18 protein-coding genes are annotated in these 19,460 nt (G+C 73.3%); 12 read left to right on the top strand and 6 right to left on the bottom strand.

Annotation, left to right across the window (positions count from 1 at the left end):
- The first annotated feature begins 1 nt into the window (after position 1).
- A complete protein-coding gene (locus tag ACQPZA_RS19160; protein WP_433272391.1) occupies positions 2-1,882 on the top strand; it encodes an ABC transporter ATP-binding protein in 1,881 nt (626 codons plus the stop codon).
- Positions 1,879-2,502: a hypothetical protein gene (locus ACQPZA_RS19155; RefSeq protein ID WP_433272389.1), complete on the top strand. Its 624-nt coding sequence runs from the start codon at positions 1,879-1,881 to the stop codon at positions 2,500-2,502. The genes ACQPZA_RS19160 and ACQPZA_RS19155 overlap by 4 nt, the downstream gene beginning before the upstream one ends.
- A gap of 134 nt (positions 2,503-2,636) precedes the next feature.
- On the opposite strand, the gene ACQPZA_RS19150 is transcribed toward ACQPZA_RS19155, so the two are convergent.
- The 4 genes from ACQPZA_RS19150 to ACQPZA_RS19135 form a co-directional block, all read right to left on the bottom strand.
- Positions 2,637-3,464: an arylamine N-acetyltransferase family protein gene (locus ACQPZA_RS19150; RefSeq protein ID WP_433272387.1), complete on the bottom strand. Its 828-nt coding sequence runs from the start codon at positions 3,462-3,464 to the stop codon at positions 2,637-2,639.
- A gap of 34 nt (positions 3,465-3,498) precedes the next feature.
- A complete protein-coding gene (locus ACQPZA_RS19145) occupies positions 3,499-4,542 on the bottom strand; it encodes an adenylate/guanylate cyclase domain-containing protein (RefSeq protein WP_433272385.1) in 1,044 nt (347 codons plus the stop codon).
- Between the two features lies 1 nt (position 4,543).
- Positions 4,544-4,993 (bottom strand): universal stress protein, encoded by a 450-nt coding sequence (locus ACQPZA_RS19140; RefSeq protein WP_433272383.1) that lies wholly within the window; start codon positions 4,991-4,993, stop codon positions 4,544-4,546.
- Between the two features lie 77 nt (positions 4,994-5,070).
- Positions 5,071-6,294, bottom strand: a complete 1,224-nt coding sequence (locus ACQPZA_RS19135) for a lycopene cyclase family protein (RefSeq protein ID WP_433272382.1) — start codon at positions 6,292-6,294, stop codon at positions 5,071-5,073.
- A 122-nt stretch (positions 6,295-6,416) separates the two neighbouring features.
- Between ACQPZA_RS19135 and ACQPZA_RS19130 the strand changes: the two genes are divergently transcribed.
- Positions 6,417-7,874, top strand: coding sequence for a deoxyguanosinetriphosphate triphosphohydrolase family protein (locus ACQPZA_RS19130; RefSeq protein ID WP_433282877.1), 1,458 nt, complete (start codon positions 6,417-6,419; stop codon positions 7,872-7,874).
- Between the two features lie 8 nt (positions 7,875-7,882).
- Here ACQPZA_RS19130 and ACQPZA_RS19125 read toward each other — a convergent pair whose 3' ends face one another.
- Entirely contained in the window at positions 7,883-8,671 is a 789-nt protein-coding gene (locus tag ACQPZA_RS19125; protein ID WP_433272380.1) for an SDR family oxidoreductase, read from the bottom strand.
- Positions 8,672-8,801: 130 nt separating this feature from the next.
- On the opposite strand from ACQPZA_RS19125, the gene ACQPZA_RS19120 reads away from it, so the two are divergent.
- The 5 genes from ACQPZA_RS19120 (at position 8,802) to ACQPZA_RS19100 (ending at position 14,256) form a co-directional block, all read left to right on the top strand.
- On the top strand, positions 8,802-10,433 hold the full coding sequence (locus tag ACQPZA_RS19120) for an ABC-F family ATP-binding cassette domain-containing protein (protein ID WP_169400029.1): 1,632 nt from the start codon (positions 8,802-8,804) through the stop codon (positions 10,431-10,433).
- A 323-nt stretch (positions 10,434-10,756) separates the two neighbouring features.
- Positions 10,757-10,966 carry a helix-turn-helix domain-containing protein gene (locus ACQPZA_RS19115; protein ID WP_169400030.1) on the top strand — a complete coding sequence of 70 codons (210 nt, stop codon included), beginning with the start codon at positions 10,757-10,759 and terminating at the stop codon, positions 10,964-10,966.
- Positions 10,967-10,994: 28 nt separating this feature from the next.
- Positions 10,995-11,798 carry an enoyl-CoA hydratase/isomerase family protein gene (locus ACQPZA_RS19110; protein ID WP_433272377.1) on the top strand — a complete coding sequence of 268 codons (804 nt, stop codon included), beginning with the start codon at positions 10,995-10,997 and terminating at the stop codon, positions 11,796-11,798.
- A gap of 107 nt (positions 11,799-11,905) precedes the next feature.
- A complete protein-coding gene (locus tag ACQPZA_RS19105) occupies positions 11,906-13,867 on the top strand; it encodes an ABC transporter ATP-binding protein (protein WP_433282876.1) in 1,962 nt (653 codons plus the stop codon).
- 146 nt (positions 13,868-14,013) lie between these two features.
- On the top strand, positions 14,014-14,256 hold the full coding sequence (locus ACQPZA_RS19100; RefSeq protein WP_433272375.1) for a hypothetical protein: 243 nt from the start codon (positions 14,014-14,016) through the stop codon (positions 14,254-14,256).
- 17 nt (positions 14,257-14,273) lie between these two features.
- Here ACQPZA_RS19100 and ACQPZA_RS19095 read toward each other — a convergent pair whose 3' ends face one another.
- Positions 14,274-14,843, bottom strand: a complete 570-nt coding sequence (locus ACQPZA_RS19095; protein WP_433272373.1) for a TetR/AcrR family transcriptional regulator — start codon at positions 14,841-14,843, stop codon at positions 14,274-14,276.
- Positions 14,844-14,963: 120 nt separating this feature from the next.
- Between ACQPZA_RS19095 and egtA the strand changes: the two genes are divergently transcribed.
- Genes egtA through egtD form a run of 4 tightly spaced genes read left to right on the top strand, consistent with a single transcriptional unit; the run spans position 14,964 to position 19,401 of the window.
- Complete coding sequence (gene egtA, locus ACQPZA_RS19090) at positions 14,964-16,334, top strand: ergothioneine biosynthesis glutamate--cysteine ligase EgtA (protein ID WP_433272371.1); 1,371 nt, start codon at positions 14,964-14,966, stop codon at positions 16,332-16,334.
- Positions 16,331-17,668, top strand: coding sequence for an ergothioneine biosynthesis protein EgtB (gene egtB / locus ACQPZA_RS19085; protein WP_433272369.1), 1,338 nt, complete (start codon positions 16,331-16,333; stop codon positions 17,666-17,668). The genes egtA and egtB overlap by 4 nt, the downstream gene beginning before the upstream one ends.
- A 6-nt stretch (positions 17,669-17,674) precedes the next feature.
- Positions 17,675-18,433, top strand: coding sequence for an ergothioneine biosynthesis protein EgtC (egtC, locus tag ACQPZA_RS19080; RefSeq protein WP_433272367.1), 759 nt, complete (start codon positions 17,675-17,677; stop codon positions 18,431-18,433).
- Complete coding sequence (gene egtD / locus ACQPZA_RS19075) at positions 18,430-19,401, top strand: L-histidine N(alpha)-methyltransferase (RefSeq protein ID WP_433272365.1); 972 nt, start codon at positions 18,430-18,432, stop codon at positions 19,399-19,401. The genes egtC and egtD overlap by 4 nt, the downstream gene beginning before the upstream one ends.
- Positions 19,402-19,460 lie beyond the last annotated feature (59 nt).

Here is a 19,460-nt window from a genome sequence, read left to right as displayed (position 1 = left end):
GATGAGCACGGAGGTGCCCGCGTCCGGCGTCGTCGACGCCCGTCCGGCGAAGGACATCGGGACGCTGCGCGCGTTGTGGCGGTTCCGCAAGTACGGGCAGGCCGAGCTGCGGTCGTTGCTGCTCGGGGTGCTGATGCGTGGGTGTGAGCTGGTTGCCGATCTGGCGGCGCCGTGGCCACTTGCCCTGGTGATCGACGACCTGCTCCGGGGCCAGCATCACAGCGGTCCCCTCCGCTACGTGGCCCAGTGGTTCGGTGGGTCGGCGGTGGCCATGCTGGGGGTGGCGGCGGTCGCGGTCCTGGTGATCACCGTCCTGTCCGGCCTGTTCGACTATCTCGGCGACCGGCTCATGAACGGCGCGGGGGAGCGGATGAGCTCGCACATCCGCGCGGATGTGTTCGGGTACGTGGAGCGTCTGCCGCAGGGATATCACGACCGTAACGCCATCGGCGAGCTGACCAGCCGGGTGGTCACGGATACCGAGCGCATCGAGAGCAGCCTGACCGATCTGTTCTCCACGTTGGTGCCCGGCGTCCTCGCGCTGGTCGGCACCGCGGCGGTGTTGATCTCGGTGGAGTGGCGACTCGGTTTGATCATGCTCTGCGCGGCGCCACTGGTGTTTCTCACCGCGGTTCGGTATGCGCGGTTGACGCGGGTGAACTCCCGCCAGCGGCGGGCGGCGGTGGGCGAGCTGACGGGTTTCGTCACCGAGTCGCTGCAGGGCATCCGCACGGTGCACGCATTCGGCAGCCAGGACCTGGAGGACCGGCGTTTCGGTACGACCAACAGCACTGTTCTCGGTCTCGGTCTGCGCGGGGTGGATCTCAGTGCCCGGTTCACCCCGGCGCTGGAGTCGGTGGCTGCGATCGGCACCGCGGTGCTGCTGTTCGTGGGCGGGTACGGGGTGTTGCAGAACTGGTGGTCGGTCGGGCTGCTGGTGGTGGTGACCAGCTACCTGCAGAACATCCTCAAGCCGATGAAGGACCTGGCGAAGTTGCTGCCGAGCTTCACCCAGGGGGCCGCCTCGGCCGAGCGGATCTCGGCGATCCTGGATCAGCCCCGCGAGCATCTGGGGCCCTTGCAGGGGCTGCCCGGCCGGGTCAGCGGGAAGATCGAGCTGCGTGATGTGGGTCTGGACTACGGGCGGGGTCCGGTGCTGAACGGGCTGGACCTGACCATCTACGCGGAGGAACGGATCGCGTTGCTGGGTGAGAACGGCGCCGGGAAGTCGACCGTGCTGTCGCTGATCGGTGGGCTGTACCGGCCGACCTCCGGTCAGGTGCTGCTGGACGGGCTGTCGGTGCCCGATGTGCCCGAGCACTGGCTGCACCAGCAGGTGGCGATGGTCCTGCAGGACACGTTCCTGTTCTCCGGCACGCTGGCCGACAACCTGCGTTACGGGCGGCCCGACGCCACCGACGAGGAGGTCGCCCAGGTCGCGGAGGACGCGCTGGTCAGCGAGTTCGCCGACCGGCTGCCCAAGGGGCTCGACACCACCATCTCCGCGGGCGGGATCGGCCTCTCGGGCGGGCAGCGACAGCGGGTGGGGATCGCCCGGGCACTGCTGGTCGACGCCCCGGTGGTGCTCCTGGACGAACCCACCGTCGGGCTTGACGTGACCGCTGAGGAGCTCGTGGTGCAGGCCCTGACCCGGTTGGTCGAGGACCGCACGGTCATCATGACCACCCATCAACCGGCGTTGACTCGGCTGGCCACGCGCACGGTGCACCTGCATCGCTGCGGCGTCCTCGAGGAGGCGCCGCCCCTGCCCACCGAGAGGCCGCCGGCGCAGAGGCCACCGGACGACAGGCCCTCGACCGACCGAATCCTGAGCGGGATGCCGGCCACCGCGGTGGGCGTCGCCCCGGGGGTGCGCGGATGACGACCACGACGAGCGGGTGGCCGGACGCGGGCGAGCCGTCCCGGACCGAGCACGTGGTGATGATCATCAGGCACGCGGAGAAGCCCGGCCATGCCGGCATCCCGCGCGGCATCACCCCGGAGGGAAACATCGACCGGCACTCCCTCACCGTGAACGGGTGGGTCCGGGCCGGGGCGCTGGTCGGGCTGTTCGCCCCGTCCCGGGGGGAACCGCCGGCCGGTCTCTACCGGCCGGACACGGTGTACGGCGCGGCTTACGAAAACGGCCACAGCAAGCGGTCGGTGCAGACGGTGACGCCGCTGGCCGCCCGGCTCGGCCTGGACGTGGTCCGGCGCTACGCCGCGGGCGACGAGGCCCACCTGGCCAGGGAGCTCACCTCCCGTCCCGGTGCCACCGTGGTGGCCTGGAACCACGAGAACATCCACAGGATCGCCGCGGAACTGGGCGAGGTGACTCCGGCCCCACCCGCCCATTGGCCCCGCGACCGTTACGACATCGTGTGGACCTTCACCCGCAACGGGAACGGCTGGCGGTTCGCGCAGGTGCCGCAGATGCTCCTGCCCGGTGACCTGCCCTACCCGATCGTCGACCTGGTGCCGACCGGGTCGGTCCCGGTGTGACCCACCGTTCCCTTGGACCGGGCGGCGGGGGCGGCGGCATGATCGTTTGCGACATGTGGCTCTTGGCCCTCGAGAGGGCCGAACCGCGGATCTCGCGCTGATCATGGACGCCGACGGCCGCGATAGAGGTCAGGTCAGAACAGCCTGCCGAGAGCCCTGGGCAGGTCCGGCAGGCCGGAGAGGTCGAGCCGGAAGTGCTCCTCCAGCACGGCGCACACCGCGGCCGGGCTCTCGAGGGTGCGCCGCTCGGTCGGGCCGTCGAGGTGGTGGACCGCGAAGGCGGTGCCGTTGAGGGCGTAGCGCCGGTCGGTGTCGGGACGGGCGGCCATCACGGTGGCCAGGAAGTGGGACGCCGGGTGGTGCCCGAGGTACCAGTTGGTGACCTCGTAGTCGGCCAGGTGCTGCGGGGTCAGGTCGAACCGGTACAGCGGCCGCCACTCGGCACCGACCCGGGCCTGCATCACGAAGCCGTCGCCGTCGGCCAGCAGGCGGAACGGCTCGTGCGGTGTGGCCTGCTCGACGTCCGGCTCGAGCGCCAGCACACCGGTGAGGGTGAGCCCCCCGAAGCCGACGTCGACCAGGTGCGGCCCCTCGGGCAGGTCGACACGCAGCAGCATGTGGCCCCGGGCCGGGACGGGCGCGTCGGCCGGTCTGTTCCACAGCACCCGCGCGGCGAGCCCGGTGGTGCGGTAGCCCAGCGCGTCGAGGGCTCCGCGCAGCAGGGTGTTCTGCTCGAAGCACCAGCCGCCCCGGCGGCCCTCGACGAGCTTCGCGCTCAAGCTCTCCTGGTCGAGCTGCACGTCCCGGCGGGTGAACGGGTCGAGGTTCTCGAACGCGATCGCCCGGCTGTGCGCCGCGACGATCCTGCGCAGGGTCGGCAGGTCGGGCCCGGTGATCTCGGGTGTCCCGATCCGGTCGACGTACGCGGTCAGAGCCGATGTGTCCGGGCTGGTGGCGATCATGTGCGCCATCTTGCGAGCTGCACCCGGGTCGAGGTCAAGTGCCCGGTTCGAGCAGCCACGGGTGCAGGTTCCGGTAGCCGCGGACGGCCAGTGGCCGCAACGGGCGCACCGCGAAGCGGGGGTCGTCCGCGAGTGCCTCGGCGACCGTGCGGTCGACGAGCACGGAGTCGGGGTGGGCGTGGGTGGTGAGCCGGGCGGCGATGTTGACGACCTCGCCGTAGACGTCCCCGTACCGGACGAGGACGGGCCCGGCGGCCAGCCCGATCCGCAGCCGGGGGAGTACGGGTTCGGCGCGTACGCGGCGGAGCAGTCCCAGCGCGATCGCCGCGCCGTCGGCGATCTCGTCGGCGACGAACAGCACCTCGTCCCCGACGGTCTTGACGATGCGGCCGCGCCCGTCGGCGATCACCTCGGTGGTGCTGGAGCCGAACCGCTCGATCATCTCGCCGAGCTCCGCGGTGGAGCGGCGCCGGGTGGTGCGGGTGAAGCCCACCATGTCCGCGAAGCCGACGACCAGCGGCCAGGTGTCGGGGGAGCCCGCCACGGTCCCGGACGTGACCAGCGACCGGTGGACCGTGGCTGCGAGGTGGCGGCGCCACACGTAGGTCTGCAGCTCCTGCATGGCAGGCACCACCGCGGTGGTGATCTCCAGCACCTGCTGCGCCGTGACCTCCTCGGGCCGGCTCTCGACCAGCCGCCGGACCAGGCCGACCTGCCACTCCGCGAGCCGCGACATCTGCTGGGCGACGGCCCGGGCGACCGCCTCCCGGACGTCGGGATCGAGCACGCCCGCCTCGGTGAGTCCGGACATCAGCTGCGCAGCGTCGATGTCGCGCTGGGTGAACAGGACGGCGTCGTCGGCCACCTCGGCGAACCCGAGCGAGCGCCACAGCCTGCGGCCCTCCTCCTGGTCGAGCCCGGCCGCCGCGCTCACCTGCAGGCGCGTGTAGCGCCGCGGCGCCCCGAGCACGACCTCCTCGAGCGCCTCGTCGAGCGGGAGGCCGGACCGGCCGACCGGCTGCCGTCCGCGGAGCAGCCTGGCGATGCCCGCCAGCCACCCGCCGTCGGCGCCGGCCACGTCAGGTGGTGTGCACGATGAGCACGTCCACGCCGGCGCGGCGCGCGACGTCGGCGGGGACGGAGCCGAGCAGCCGCCCGCTCAGCGTGTTGAGCCCGCGGTTCCCGACGACCAGCAGGTCGGCGTTCGTGTCGGCGACGGCCTTGCGCAGCACCTCCACCGGTGCGCCGTCGGCCGCCACCGTGCGGACCCGGCCCGCGCCTGCGGCGAGGGCGCGGTCCTCAGCCGACCGCAGCGTCTCCTCCGCCGGGGTCCAGCCGCGCACGAGGTAGGCCTCCTCCTTGAGGACGTCCTCGGCCTCGGCCGTGTCGTCCCGGCCTGCCGGGGTGTAGGCGCAGACGATGACGAGCTCGGCGTCGCTGTCGCCGGCCACGGCGGCGGCGCGGTCCACGGCGGCGAAGGAGGTGGCGGAACCGTCGGTGCCGACGACGATGGTGCGGTAGGCGGACATGGGAGCCTCCGTCTGGGGGAAACGTCGGCCGTGAGGTTACCGCCGGTAGCAGGAACGGCCGCGGCCCGGTTCCCCCGTCAGCCGGTCGGGGCGGCCTCGTCGGGCACGGCCGGAGCAGGTGGACGCAGTGCGGGTCCCACCAGCCTCCGGCGCAGCCGCCAGTCGGCCCGGCCGAACAGCGCGTTCATGGTGGACACCATGCCGCGGAGATCGTCACGCCCGGTGAGGTAGGCCCAGCGGTGCCGTTCGGGCAGCCCGAGGAACACCTCGAAGAACCCCGGCACCTCGGCGGGCGGCATCCGCAGCAGTGCCTCCAGCCCGACGCGGCGCAGGCGGTGCACGGCACGGGCGGCGGTGGGCCAGACCGCAGCCTCGGCCGCGGCCAGCGCGTCACGCGGGCCGGCCGGGAGGTGGGCGGCGACGGCGTCCGCCACTGCGGGCGCGAGGGTGAGCGAGGTCGCCACGCTGAACCCCGTGGCCGGATGCACCAGCGGGGCCGCCGCGCCGAAGCCGAGCACCCCGGGCGTCCGGTGCCGTGGCGAGTCGACCGGGAAGCGCACGCGTTCGACCGGCGCATCGGCCTGCGGCGTGACGCCGCGGGCGGCCAGCCGCGCGAACAGCCTGCGCCGCAGCACCGCCACGGGAAGCGCGGGGCGGCGCGCCAGCGAGGTCTCCTCGAGCAGTACCGCGCCGCCCCCGAGCGGCACGGCGTAGAGGAACGTCGGCCAGCCCGGCTCGCCGTGGTCGCGGCGCCAGTCCATGAACAGCGCCGTACCCGGGGCGACGACGGGGGCGGCGGCCGACTCCTCGACCACGACCCCGAAGGCCGTCTGCTCCGCCGACGGGCGCCCGGGTCCCGGCTCGGGTGCCGTCCGGAGCGGCTGGCGGCGGCCCCCGGCGTCGACGACGACCGCGGCGTGGACGTGGCTCCCGTCCACGAGCGCGACGGTGCCGGGTGCGGCCCACCCGGCCACCCGCCCGGCCGTGACCGTGACGCCCGCGTGGCCGAGCCGGGAGTCGAGGTGCGCCCGCAGTGCCGGGACGTCCAGCACGGCGTAGTCCCAGCCCAGGTCGTGGTGGGTGAGTGCGGTCGCCCGCCCGCGCACGGTGGCGGCGACGACGGATGCGGGCAGGCCGGGCGGCAGCTCGCCGGCCCAGCAGCCGTAGGTCACCCGCCACGGCGCGTCGGGCGCCGGGTCCACCAGCAGGGTCCGCAGCCCGCGGAGGCCACACTCCGCGGCCAGTGCCCGGCCTGCGGGACCGCCGCCGACCACGAGGACGTCCGTTGCGGGGCGGGGCACGGGCCCGTTCTACCGGTACGGGCGGCCATTAGCCTGCTGCGGTGACCGATCAGAGGGCACTCGCCCCGGAGGCGGGGCCCGCACCGGGCCCGGCGGCCGGCGCCGTCGACCACACGGCCCGCGTGGCCCGGCGTTCGCGGGCGGCGGAGACCGGTGCGGCACTCGCCCGCAGCCCGTTCCGCGTCGACCGGGACCGGATCGTGGCCTCGCCGTTCTTCGCCCGCCTCGCCGGGGTGACCCAGGTGGTCAGCCCGACGGGCTCGGGCCTGCTCGTCCACAACCGGCTCACCCACAGCCTGCAGGTGGCACAGGTGGCCCGCGCGATCGCCGAACGCCTGACGGGCGACCCGGCCGCGGCGCCCGTGGTCGACCGGCTGGGCGGCCTCGACGCCGATGTCGTCGAGGCCGCTGCGCTGGCCCACGACCTCGGGCACCCGCCCTTCGGGCATCTCGGGGAGCAGGTGCTCGACCGGCTCGCCCGCGAGCGGCTCGGGTTGCCCGACGGGTTCGAGGGCAACGCGCAGAGCTTCCGCATCGTCACGACGATCGACCTGCACGGCCCCGGCGGCACGGGGCTGGACCTCACCGCCGCCGTCCGGGCCGCCGTCCTGAAGTACCCGTGGTCGCGGCGGGGCCACCCCGATCCGCACCCGAGCGCGGCCGCGCTGCCGCCGCGCGGCGCCGGCCCGTTGCCGGGGGCACCGGAGGCCGGGTCCGCCAAGTTCTCGGCGTACGCCACCGAGCTGGACGACCTGCGGGCGAGCCGCGCGGCGTTCGGCCGGGTCGGGCCGTGGCAGCAGACGGTCGAGGCGGCCGTCATGGACATCGCCGACGACATCGCCTACGCGATCCACGACGTCGAGGACTTCCACCGGGTCGGCGTGCTGCAGCAGGCCGGGGTGGCGGGCGAGCTCCGCGGCTGGCAGCGCGCCGGTGCCGCGGCCGGAGCCGACCGTCCCGGGGGCGCTCTGGAACGGCTGCGGCGCCGGTTGCGCGACAAGGACGGCTGGGCCTACGAGGACGACGCGTTCGCCGCCGCCGTCGAGCGGGTGCGCGCCGAGCTGGCGGACGGGCTCCTGGCCGCGTCGTTCGACGGGTCGATGGCGGCGGAGCGGGCCGTCGCGGAGTTCTCCGCCCGCTGGACGGCCCGCCTCGTGGGTGGGGTGCGGCTGCTGTCCGACCCCCCGGTCCGCTCGGCGCACGTCACGCTGGCCACCGAGCAGTGGCACGAGGTGGCGGTGCTGAAGTTCGTGCACCGCCGGTTCGTGCTGGAGCGCGCCGACCTCGCCTCCCACCAGCGGGGGCAGGCCACGGTGCTCGCCGGCCTGGTCGGGGCGCTGCACGACTGGCTCTCCGACGACGACGACGAGACGCACAAGCCCCCGCGGCTGCGCGACCTCGTGGCGCTGGCCCGTGGTGAGTTCGCCGTGCTCGTCCCCGCCGCGGACGTGGACCGGATGGCCCGCGGCCGCGCGGTGGTGGACTACGTCGCGTCCCTGACCGACGGCCAGGCCAGTGCGCTGCTCGACGTGCTGACCGGGCGCTCCGCGCGGCTGTGGACCGACGCGGCCGTGTTGTAGAGAAGAGGTCAGCCCGAACCCAGCGAGCCGGTGGCCAGGATCCCCCCGTCGATCCGCACGGTCTCGCCGGTGATCCACGACGCCGCGTCGGACACCAGGAACCCGACGAGCTGGGCGATGTCCTCGGGCTCGCCCAGGCGCTTGAGCGGGTAGGCGGCGCTGACCTTCTCCTCGCCCTCGGCGTAGAGCGCGGTGGCGAACTTCGTCTTCACCACCGACGGGGCCACGGCGTTGACGCGGATGCCCGGCCCGAGCTGCCACGCCAGCTCCTCGGTGAGCCGGATCAGCGCGGCCTTGGACGCGCCGTACACCGGGATCGCCCCCGTGGAACGCAGCCCCGCCGTGGATGCGAGGTTGATCACCACGCCCCCGTGGTCGCGCATCCACGCCCGGTAGGCCAGCTGCACGAACGCCAGCGCCGCGACCACGTTGGTGTCGAAGATCTTGCGGACCGCACCCAGGTCGGCCTCCATGAGGTCGCCGTAGATCGGGTTGATGCCGGTGTTGTTGACCAGGATCCCGAGGCTGCCGAAGGTCTCGACGGTCTTCGTGACCGCCTCCGCGCGCGACTCCTCGGAGCCGGCGTTGCCCGGCACCGCGAGCACCCGGGAGGCGTCGCCACCTGCGGCGTCGGCGACCAGCTTCTCGGCGGCGGCGGCGAGCTCGTCGGGCTTGCGTGCCGTGATCGTCACCGAGGCGCCGCGGGAGAGCAGCTCGCCTGCGATGGCGAACCCGATGCCGCGGCTCGCACCGGTGATGAGGGCGGCCCGGCCGGACAGGTCGGTGAGATCGGTCATGCGCGGCACCCTACTGACCGAATCCGCTCGTGCCGGTCGGTACTCTGGGTGCGTGGTCCGGACCGAGTAGCGAAGCAGTGGCTCTCCCTGCCCGCGCACGCCCTCTCCCGGACCTTCTGGAGTTCTCCTCGTGATCACCGCTACAGACCTGGAACTGCGGGCCGGGTCCCGCATCCTCCTGTCCGGGGCCAACCTGCGTGTCCAGGCAGGTGACCGCATCGGGCTCGTCGGGCGCAACGGCGCAGGCAAGACCACCTCGATGCGGGTGCTGGCGGGCGAGGGCGAGCCGTACGGCGGCGCGGTCAGCGCCAACAGCGCGGTCGGCTACCTCCCGCAGGACCCTCGCGAGGGCGACCTGACCGTCACGGCCAAGGACCGCGTCCTGTCCGCCCGTGGCCTCGACGAGATGCTGCGGAAGATGGAGAAGGCCCAGACGGCGATGGCCGAGCTGGTCGACGGGGCGCAGAACGACAAGGCCGTGCGCGAGTACGGGCGCATCGAGGAGCGGTTCTCCGCCCTCGGGGGGTACGCCGCCGAGAGCGAGGCCGCCCGCATCTGCGCCCACCTCGGCCTGCCCGACCGCGTGCTCCACCAGCAGATCGCCACGCTCTCCGGCGGTCAGCGCCGCCGCGTGGAGCTGGCGCGCATCCTGTTCGCCGCGTCCGACGGCGGCGGCGGGGGAGCGCCCAGCGCCACCACGCTGCTGCTCGACGAGCCCACCAACCACCTCGACGCCGACTCGATCACCTGGCTGCGGTCCTTCCTCGCCGCCCACGATGGTGGCCTCGTCGTGATCAGCCACGACACCGACCTGCTGGCCGCCGTCGTCAACAAGGTGTGGTTCCTCGACGCCACGCGCGGCGAGGCCGACGTCTACAACATGGACTGGAAGCGCTACCAGGAGGCGCGCGCCACCGACGAGAAGCGCCGCCGCCGCGAGCGCGCCAACGCCGAGAAGAAGGCGGCCGTGCTGCACACGCAGGCCGCGAAGATGGGCGCCAAGGCCACGAAGGCGGTGGCCGCCAAGAACATGGCGCGCCGCGCCGACCAGATGCTCGCGGGCCTCGAGCCCGAGCGGAAGAACGACCGGGTGGCGAAGATCCGGTTCCCCGATCCGGCGCCGTGCGGGCGCACCCCGCTCACCGCCGAGGGGCTGAGCAAGGCGTTCGGCTCGCTGGAGGTGTTCACCGGCGTCGACCTCGCGGTCGACCGGGGGGCCAAGGTCGTCGTGCTCGGGCTCAACGGCGCCGGGAAGACCACCCTGCTGCGGCTGCTGGCCGGCACCGAGGCGCCCGACGCCGGGCGCGTCCTGCCCGGCCACGGATTGCGCACGGGGTACTACGCGCAGGAACACGACACGCTCGATCTCGATGCGACTGTGTGGGAGAACGTTCGGCACGCTTCTCCGGACACTCCGGAACAGCAACTGCGCACATTGCTGGGATCGTTCATGTTCTCCGGCGACCAGCTCCAGCAACCCGCCGGCACGCTCTCGGGCGGGGAGAAGACCCGCCTCGCGTTGGCCGGTCTCGTCTCGAGTGCAGCCAACGTCCTGTTGCTCGACGAACCGACGAACAACCTCGATCCGGCGAGCCGGGAACAGGTTCTCGATGCTTTGCGGCGCTTCGCCGGTGCCGTCGTACTCGTCACGCACGACTCGGGTGCGGTGGAGGCGCTACACCCGGACAAGGTGATCGTGCTGCCCGATGGCACCGAGGATCTCTGGTCCGCCGAGTATCTCGAGCTCGTGCAGTTGGCCTGATCGGGGGATTTGCACCCCGCGGGTACCACCCGATCGGACAAAGTTATTCCGCATGTCGTGTTGACCTGCGGTGATCCTCCGGTCCGTACGGAGTGCAGGGTGCGCTCTCCCGAGCGACAAAGAGGCGGCGGGGGAGTGACAGCGAGGTGAGATTCGTGCGGCAATGATCACCCGTCCGCGTGGTCCGTTCGGCGGAACCGTTCACCGATCATCGAGTGGATCTCCTGGTTAGAGCTTCCATGGAGGACGATCATTGCGCGCACCGGGGGGCCGGGAACGAACCGCGCGCGGAAGTTCCGCCGCGGACAGAGGAGGAAACGGCCGTGGCCGACCTGAAGAAGGGTGCACGTATCACCGGCACCCAGCGCGACAAGCTCGCTACCGATCTCAAGAAGAAGTACGAGAAGGGCGCGAGCATCCGGGCCCTCGCCGAGCAGACGGGCCGGTCGTACGGTTTCGTGCACCGGGTCCTGAGCGAGACGGGCGTTCCGCTGCGGGGGCGCGGCGGGGCAACGCGTACGAAGAAGAAGTAGTAGATCCGCTGCGGGCTAGCCTGCCCGCATGACGACAGCGGTGATGGACCCCGGTCTCCTCGAGCGCGGTGGGCTCGTGCTCGACGTCGACGGTCCGCGGGCCACGATCAGGCTCGCGCGGCCCGAGGTGTTGAACGCGCAGATGCCCGCCACGTGGGAGGCGCTCCGCTCTATCGGCGAGGCGCTTCCCGACGAGGTTCGAGTGGTGGTCGTACGTGGCGAGGGCCGGGCGTTCTCGGCCGGTCTCGACAAGCGCTTCTTCACGGCGCAGGAGATCGACGGAACGCCCGGCATCGCCGGCATCGCCTCAATGCCCGACCGGGAAGCCGACGCCGTCATCGCCGGTTTCCAGGCCGGTTTCTCGTGGCTGCGCCACCCGGCACGGGTCACCGTGGCGGGGGTGCAGGGCCACGCGATCGGAGCGGGGTTCCAGCTCGCGCTGGCCTGCGACTTGCGGGTGGTGGCCGACGACGTGCAGTTCTGCATGGCGGAGACCTCCTTGGGGATCGTCCCGGACCTCGGCGGTACCCACCCGCTGGTACACGCCGTCGGCTACGCCCGCGCGGTGGAGATCTGCCTGACCGGGCGCCGGGTGGGAGCGGAGGAGGCGGTGGCGTCGGGGCTCGCACTGCGAGCGGTACCCGTCGCGGAGCTGGACGCCGAGGTCGACGCCCTCGTCTCCGCCCTTCTCACGGCCCCGCCCGGGGCCGCCACCGAGACCCTCGGCCTGCTCTCCGGGGTGGCCGAGGGTCTCGATTCCGCCGACGCCCTCGCAGCCGAGCGGGCCGCCCAACTGCGCCTCCTGCGGGCCATGGTTCCCGCCGAGAGCTGATCCGGGGCGAGCGGGAGTAAACGGACGCCGTCGCGGCGTTGCTGCGCTGAGACAGCTTCTGTAACCGTGTAAGTAGGGGGGCCGCGGTGGACCGCGCCTGGGGGATGATGCGGGGCGTCGCCCGCGGAGCGGACGTGCCGACGTCGGTGAAGAAGGGCACGGTCCCGCGGATCTGGACCTTCGCCCGGCCCTACCGGCGGTGGCTGCTGGCCTTCCTGCTGCTCACGGTCGTCTCGGCGACCATCGGGGTGCTCACCCCGGTGCTGGCGGGGCGCGTGGTGAACACCATCGTGGCCCGCGGCGACGTCTCCGCGGCCGCGGGCACCGTGCTCGGCCTGGCCACGGGCATCGCGGTCCTCGCCGTGCTGGAGGCAGTGGTCGGCCTGGTGTCGCGCTGGTTCTCCTCCCGCATCGGCGAAGGGCTGATCGTCGACCTGCGCCGCGCGGTGTTCGAGCACGTGCAGCGGATGCCGGTCGCGTTCTTCACCCGCACGCGGACCGGCGCGCTGGTGAGCAGGCTCAACAACGACGTGATGGGCGCGCAGTCGGCGATCACCTCGACTCTGGCGTCCGTGCTGAGCAACGCCGTCCAGCTTGCTCTCGCCCTCGGTGTGATGATCAGCCTCGCCTGGCAGGTGACGCTGCTGGCGCTGCTGCTGCTCCCGATCTTCGTGCTGCCGGCCCGCCGGATGGGCCGCACGATCGCCGACCTGCGGCGCGAGTCGGCCGACCTCAACGCCGGCATGAGCACGCAGATGACCGAGCGGTTCTCCGCGCCGGGCGCCACCCTGGTGAAGCTCTTCGGCCACCCGGAGTCGGAGGCCCGCGAGTTCGGCGAGCGGGCCGAGCGGGTGCGCGACATCGGCGTGCGCACCGCGATGGTCTCGCGGGTCTTCGTCACCGCGCTCTCGCTGGTCTCGGCGCTGGCCCAGGCGCTGGTCTACGGCCTCGGCGGCTACCTCGCGGTGACCGGTCAGATCGAGCCGGGCACCGTGGTCACCCTCGCGCTGCTGCTGACCCGCCTGTACACGCCCATGACCGCGCTCGCCAACGCGCGCGTCGACGTCATGACGGCACTCGTGTCGTTCGAGCGGGTCTTCGAGGTGCTCGACCTGCTGCCGATGATCAGGGAGAAGCCGGGGGCCGTCGACCTGCCCGACGGGCCCGTCGGCGTGCGCCTGCGCGGGGTCCGGTTCGGCTACCCGAGCGCGGAGCAGGTGTCGCTGGCCTCCCTGGAGGAGGTGGCCGTGCTGGACAACCGGGTCAACGAGGAGGTGCTGCACGGGATCGACCTCGAGGTCGGCCCCGGTCGGCTGCTCGCGCTGGTCGGGTCCTCGGGCGCCGGCAAGTCGACGCTGGCCTCGCTGGTCCCGCGGCTCTACGACGTCGACGCCGGTGCGGTCGAGCTGTCCGGGATCGATGTGCGGGACCTGACGTTCGCCGCGGTGCGCGGCGCTGTCGGGGTGGTCACCCAGGACGGGCACCTGTTCCACGACACCATCCGCGCCAACCTGCGCTACGCCTCGCCGGACGCCACCGACGCCCAGATCGTCGACGCGCTGCGCCGCGCGCGCCTGGGCGACGTGCTCGACACGCTGCCCGACGGCCTCGACACGGTGGTGGGGGAGCGCGGGTACCGGCTGTCCGGAGGGGAGCGGCAGCGGCTCACCATCGCCCGTCTCCTGCTGGCCAGGCCGCGCGTGGTGATCCTCGACGAGGCCACGGCGCACCTGGACTCCGAGTCGGAGGTCGCCGTGCAGGCCGCTCTCGCGGAGGCGCTCGCCGGCCGCACCGCCATCGTGATCGCCCACCGGCTCTCCACCATCCGCGCCGCCGACGAGATCGCGGTGGTCGACCACGGGCGGATCGTGGAGCGGGGGACCCACGAGGAACTGCTCGCACTCGACGGCCGCTACGCGGTGCTGCACCGCACGCAGTTCGCCGACGGTGCCGCCGAACCCGCCGCCACCCCCACCGCCCCGCCGGCCGACGGGCCCGAGCCGGCCGGCGTCGAGTGCGGCATCGAGGGCTGCACCGTGCGCCACCGGGAGGAGCACCTGGTCGGCTGACCGGCCCGCGGCGTGGGGGAGGACACGTCCGGGCGGCGCGCTGACGAGGGACGATGGAGTCGGGTGACGGATGAGTCGACGCCGACTGCAGCGCCCTTCCCTGACGATCCTCGGTCGGCGACGTGCAGCCGGGCTGGAGCACAACCATGATCATGATCTGCGAGCGGTGTTACGCGCCCATCGGCGAGGGCGAGGCCGTGGTCCGCCTCGCCCACGTCGCGGAGGCCTATGCCGACGGCAGCATGGTGTGGCGGTACTCCTACGTCCACCCGGCCGGCGCCGTGGCGTGCGGTGAGACGCTTCCCGCCGGCACACCGGGGTCAGGCGCCCAGCGGCCCGACACCGGCGGCTGGGACCCGGCGCGAGGGATCGGCGGCGGGCGGGGCTGAGGGCGTGCACCGGGCCGTCAGCGGCGCCGGACCGCACCCTCCACGAGGTCGAGCACGCCACTGAGATGCTCGGCGGGCAGGCCCATGGACAGGTGCGAGACCAGGCCTTCCAGCACCAGCTCCAGGTAACGGGCCAGAACCGGCACGGGGACGTCGTCGCGCAGCGTGCCGGCCAGCGCCTGGCGTTCGAGCCGTTCCTGCGTGGCGGCGGTGAGCGCCTCGGCGTGCGCCCGCCAGCGGTCGCGGAACCCCGGGTCGGTGCGTCCCCGGCGGGCGATCTCCAGGAACGTGCCCGTCCAGCCCGCGTCGATCCGCTCGGGTGAGGACAACAGCTCCCGCATCACCTGCACCAGGCCCTGCTCGGCCACGATGTCCGTCATGCGTTCCGCGTCCTGTTCGGCGAGCGCGAGGAACAACGCGTCCTTGTCGCGGAAATGATGGAAGATGGCGCCGCGCGACAGGCCGGTGGACTGTTCGAGCCTGCGCACCGTGGCTCCCTCGTAGCCGTGGCGCGCGAAGCAGGAGCGGGCCCCGTCGAGGATCTGCTGGCGCCGCGCGGCGAGCTGATCGGCGCTGACGCGGGGCATCCGTCGAGGATAGCGAGAAGCCGGACGTACGTACGTCTTGGGAAGAGTCCTTACGGATCGGCAACGGCCGAGGGCGCGAGGACCTGAAATCGTCGGAGTCCGCGGGTAGCGTTCTCGGGCGTGGCTGAGAACGTGGGCATAGCGATGGTCTCGGCGGTGGGCGCTCCCGCCCCCGCTCCGCCCGACGCGGGCCCATCCGTCCTACGTGACTGCGCCGACGCCGAGGCCTACGTGGCCTCGGTCTGCTTCAAGATCGGCCCTCCCCGGCTCGTCGGGGTGGAGCTCGAATGGCTGCTGCACCGGCCGTCGGCTCCCGGGGTGCCGCCCGACGCCGCCGCGCTGGTCACGGCGCTCGGTCCGCACACCCCCACCACGCTCGACCCGTCCTCGTCCGCCCTCCCGCTCCCGTCCGGTTCCGACGTCACCGTCGAACCCGGTGGCCAGATCGAACTCGCGAGCCCGCCCCTTCCCGATCTCGGGGGGCTGCTGCAGGCCGTCCGCGCCGACGCCGACACCCTGCACCGGTTGCTCGCCACTCAGGGGCTCCGACCCCACCTCCGCGCCGCCGACCCGCTCCGTCCCCCGGTCCGCATGCTCGACGTCCCCCGCTACCGGGCCATGGAGCAGGCGTTCGACCGCCTGGGGCCGCACGGACGCAGCGCGATGTGTTCCACCGCCGCGGTCCAGGTGTGCATCGACTCCGGCGGGCAGGACGACGTCGCGAGCCGGTGGGCCGCGGTCCACGCGTTCGGGCCGACGCTGCTGGCCGCGTTCGCCAACTCACCGCTGATGCACGGCAGGCGCACGGGCTGGAAGTCCTCGCGGTGGGAGTCCTGGCAGCGGGCCGATCCGGCCCGCACGGTCCCGCCGCCGGTGTCCGACGTCACAGGCGCCGATCCCGCCGGGGCGTGGGCCCGCCGGGTGCTGGCCACCCCGGTGCTGGTCGTGCGCGGCGACGACGGCTGGCAGGTGCCCCACGGCATCACGTTCGCCGACTGGATCAAGGGCGCTCTCCCGGTGCCGCCCACCACCGCCGACCTCGACTACCACGTGTCCACGCTGTTCCCGCCCGTCCGCCCGCACGGGCACCTGGAGGTGCGCTACGTCGACGCCCAGCCGGGCCGCCGGTGGGCGCTGCCCGTCGCCGTGATCGCCGCGTTGCTGTCCGACCCGGCCCTCATCGACCAGGCGCGGGCCGCGTGCGAGCCGGCACAGGACCGGTGGGACGACGCCGCCCGCCACGGCCTTGCCGATCCGGTGCTCGCACGGGCCGCGGGCGTCCTGTTCGAGCTGGCAGGCGCGCGGCTCCCGGCGCTCGGTGCACCGCCGTGGGTGGCCCATGACCTGGCCGACATGACCGAGCGCCTGGTGCTGCGCGGCCTGTGCCCCGCCGACCACCACGCCAGGGCTGCCCTATCCGATCCCACAGAAGACATCCGCGCACCGGGCTTCGCCGACCATCCGGAGCCTCCGGAGGGAGAGACGTCATGACCGTCAGCGACCACATCGCGTCCGACGCCGAGCAGCTGCGCGCCCGCGTGGCCGAACTGCTCGGCGCGTCCCGCGCCCGCAGTACCGCACTCACCGATGCCGTCGACGAGGCCGACCTGGTGGCCCAGCACTCGCCACTGATGTCGCCGCTGGTGTGGGACTTCGCGCACATCGGCAGCCAGGAGGAGCTCTGGCTGGTCCGTGACGTCGGGGGCCGCGAACCGCTCCGCCCCGAGATCGACGGGCTCTACGACGCGTTCCAGCACTCCCGGGCCAGCCGCATCGAGCTGCCCCTGCTCACCCCCGCGGAGGCCCGCACCTACGTGGCGGAGGTGCGCGACAAGGCCCTGGACGCCCTGGACCGCAGCCCGTTCACCGGGCGCAGGCTCCTGGAGCACGGGTTCGCGTTCGGCATGATCGTGCAGCACGAGCAGCAGCACGACGAGACCATGCTCGCCACCCACCAGCTCCGCGTCGGCGCTCCGGTGCTGCACGCGCCCGCCCCGCCCGCCGGGCGGCCGCTGCCGGCACGCGAGGTGCTGGTGCCGGGTGGCCCGTTCACGATGGGCACCTCCACGGAGCCGTGGGCGCTCGACAACGAGCGCCCGGCACACGTCGTGGAGGTCCCCGCGTTCGTCATCGACGCGGCGGCGGTCACCAACGGCGAGTACACCGCGTTCATCGCGGCGGGCGGCTACGACGACCAGCGTTGGTGGAGCGAGGCCGGATGGGCCCACCGTGTGCAGGCCGGGCTCACCGCACCCCAGTTCTGGGAGCGCGACGGCTCGGGGGAGTGGTACCGGCGCCGCTTCGGCGTGCTCGAGCGGGTGGCCGCCGACGAGCCGGTCGTCCACGTCTGCTTCCACGAGGCGGAGGCGTACGCGCGCTGGGCGGGCAAGCGCCTGCCCACCGAGGCCGAGTGGGAGAAGGCCGCACGGTACGACCCGGCCACCGGACGGTCCCGGCGGTTCCCGTGGGGCGACGAGGACCCCACCCCGGAGCACGCCAACCTCGGACAGCGCCACCTGCAGCCCGCGCCGGCCGGGGCCTTCCCGGCCGGGGCGTCGCCGCTGGGCGTCCAGCAGCTGATGGGCGACGTCTGGGAGTGGACCAGCTCGGGCTGGCACCCCTACCCGGGGTTCGAGGTGTTCCCGTACGCCGAGTACTCGCAGGTCTTCTTCGGGGGTGACTACCGGGTGCTGCGCGGCGGATCCTTCGGCACCGACCCGGCGGCCGTGCGGGGCACCTTCCGCAACTGGGACCTCCCGATCCGCCGGCAGATCTTCGCGGGATTCCGCTGCGCGCGGGACGTGTCACCCGGCGAGTCTGCGTAGCGAGGCGTGTGCCGACATCTGGCCTACCTCGGGCCACCGGTGACAGTGTCGTCACTGGTGCTGGAGGCGCCCCACGGGCTGCTGCGGCAGTCCTACGCCCCCGCGGACATGCGCGGGGGCGGCACGATCAACGCCGACGGGTTCGGTGCAGGCTGGTACCCCACGGCCGGAGCCGACGCGGTGCGCTACCGCAGCGCGGCCCCCCTGTGGTCGGACGCCTCCTTCGCGGCCACCGCGGGGGCCACCTGCTCGGGCGCCCTGCTGGCCGCCGTCCGCTCTGCCACGGTGGGCATGCCCGTCACCGACACGGCCGCCGCGCCCTTCGTCCACGGCCGGTGGCTGTTCAGCCACAACGGTGTGGTGCGCGGCTGGCCGCAGTCGGTCGCCCCGGTCGCCGCCGGCCTCCCCGTGACCGACCTGATCACGCTCGACGCGCCCACCGACGCCGCGCTGCTGTGGGCGTTGGTGCGCCACCGGCTGCGCGAGGGCGCCGACCCGGCCGACGCGCTGGCGGCCGTCGTCACCGAGGTGGCCGCCGCCGCCCCGGGGTCGCGGCTGAACCTGCTGCTCACCGACGGCAGCGGGATCTGGGCCACGGCCTGGGACCACGCCCTGTCGGTGCGCACCACCCCCGACTCCGTGCTCGTCGCCTCCGAGCCGATCGACAGCCTCCCCACCTGGAACGCGGTGCCCGACCGGCACCTCGTGGTGGCCCGTCCGGGTCACCACCGCGTCGAAGAACTCACGACACCGGGAGATTCATGAACCCCGCCCTGCTCGACATCCACCTCACCGACGGAGACGCCGACGCCGCACTGCGCGCCGACGTGCGCGCCGGTCTCACGGCGATCCCCAAACAGTTGCCTCCCAAGTGGTTCTACGACGCCCGGGGCAGCGAGCTGTTCGAGAGGATCACCGAGCTGCCCGAGTACTACCCGACCCGCACCGAGCGGGCGCTGCTGGACCACAGCGCCGACGAGATCGCGGTGGCCTCCGGGGCCGACACGCTGGTGGAGCTCGGATCGGGGTCCTCGGCCAAGACCAGGCTGCTGCTCGACGCGTTCGCCCGGGCCGGTTCGCTGCGCCGGTACGTGCCGCAGGACGTCAGCGAGGCGGCACTGCGCCAGGCGATGGACGCCCTCGCCGCGGAGTACCCGAACCTCGAGCTCCACGGTGTGGTCGGCGACTTCACCAGCCACCTCGACCGGCTGCCGCGGGGCGACCGCCGGATGGTGGCGTTCCTCGGCGGCACGATCGGCAACCTGCGGCCCGTGGAGCGGGCGGCGTTCCTGCACCAGCTGCGTGCGGTGCTGCAGCCGGGCGAGCAGCTCCTGCTGGGCACCGGGCTGGTGATCGAGGAGGACGTGCTGGTCCGCGCCTACGACGACTCGGCCGGTGTCACGGCCGACTTCAACCGCAACGTGCTGCGCGTGCTCAACCGGGAGCTGCGCGCCGACTTCCCCGTCGAGGCGTTCGCCCACCGCGCGGTGTGGAACGCCGACCAGGAGTGGATCGAGATGCGGCTGGTGGCCGAGCGCGACGTGACCGTCACGCTCGCCGAGCTCGACCTGCAGGTGCGGTTCGCGAAGGGTGAGGAGATGTGCACCGAGATCTCCGCCAAGTTCCGCCCCTCCGGGGTGCGCGCGATGCTGGCGGACGCCGACTTCACGGTCACCCGCGTGTGGACCGACCCCGAGGACCGCTTCGCGCTCACCCTCGCCACCGCCGCCTGACGCCCCCGGCCCCGTGCCGCGAGTCGCCCGTTCCCCGCGCCCGAGTCGCCCGGCCCGGG

The sequence above is a fragment of the Pseudonocardia xinjiangensis genome (genome assembly GCF_050948425.1).
GTDB classification, from domain to species: Bacteria; Actinomycetota; Actinomycetes; order Mycobacteriales; family Pseudonocardiaceae; genus Pseudonocardia; species Pseudonocardia xinjiangensis.
Note: the sequence above shows the minus strand (reverse complement) of the source record. Positions and strands in the feature narration are given on the sequence as shown.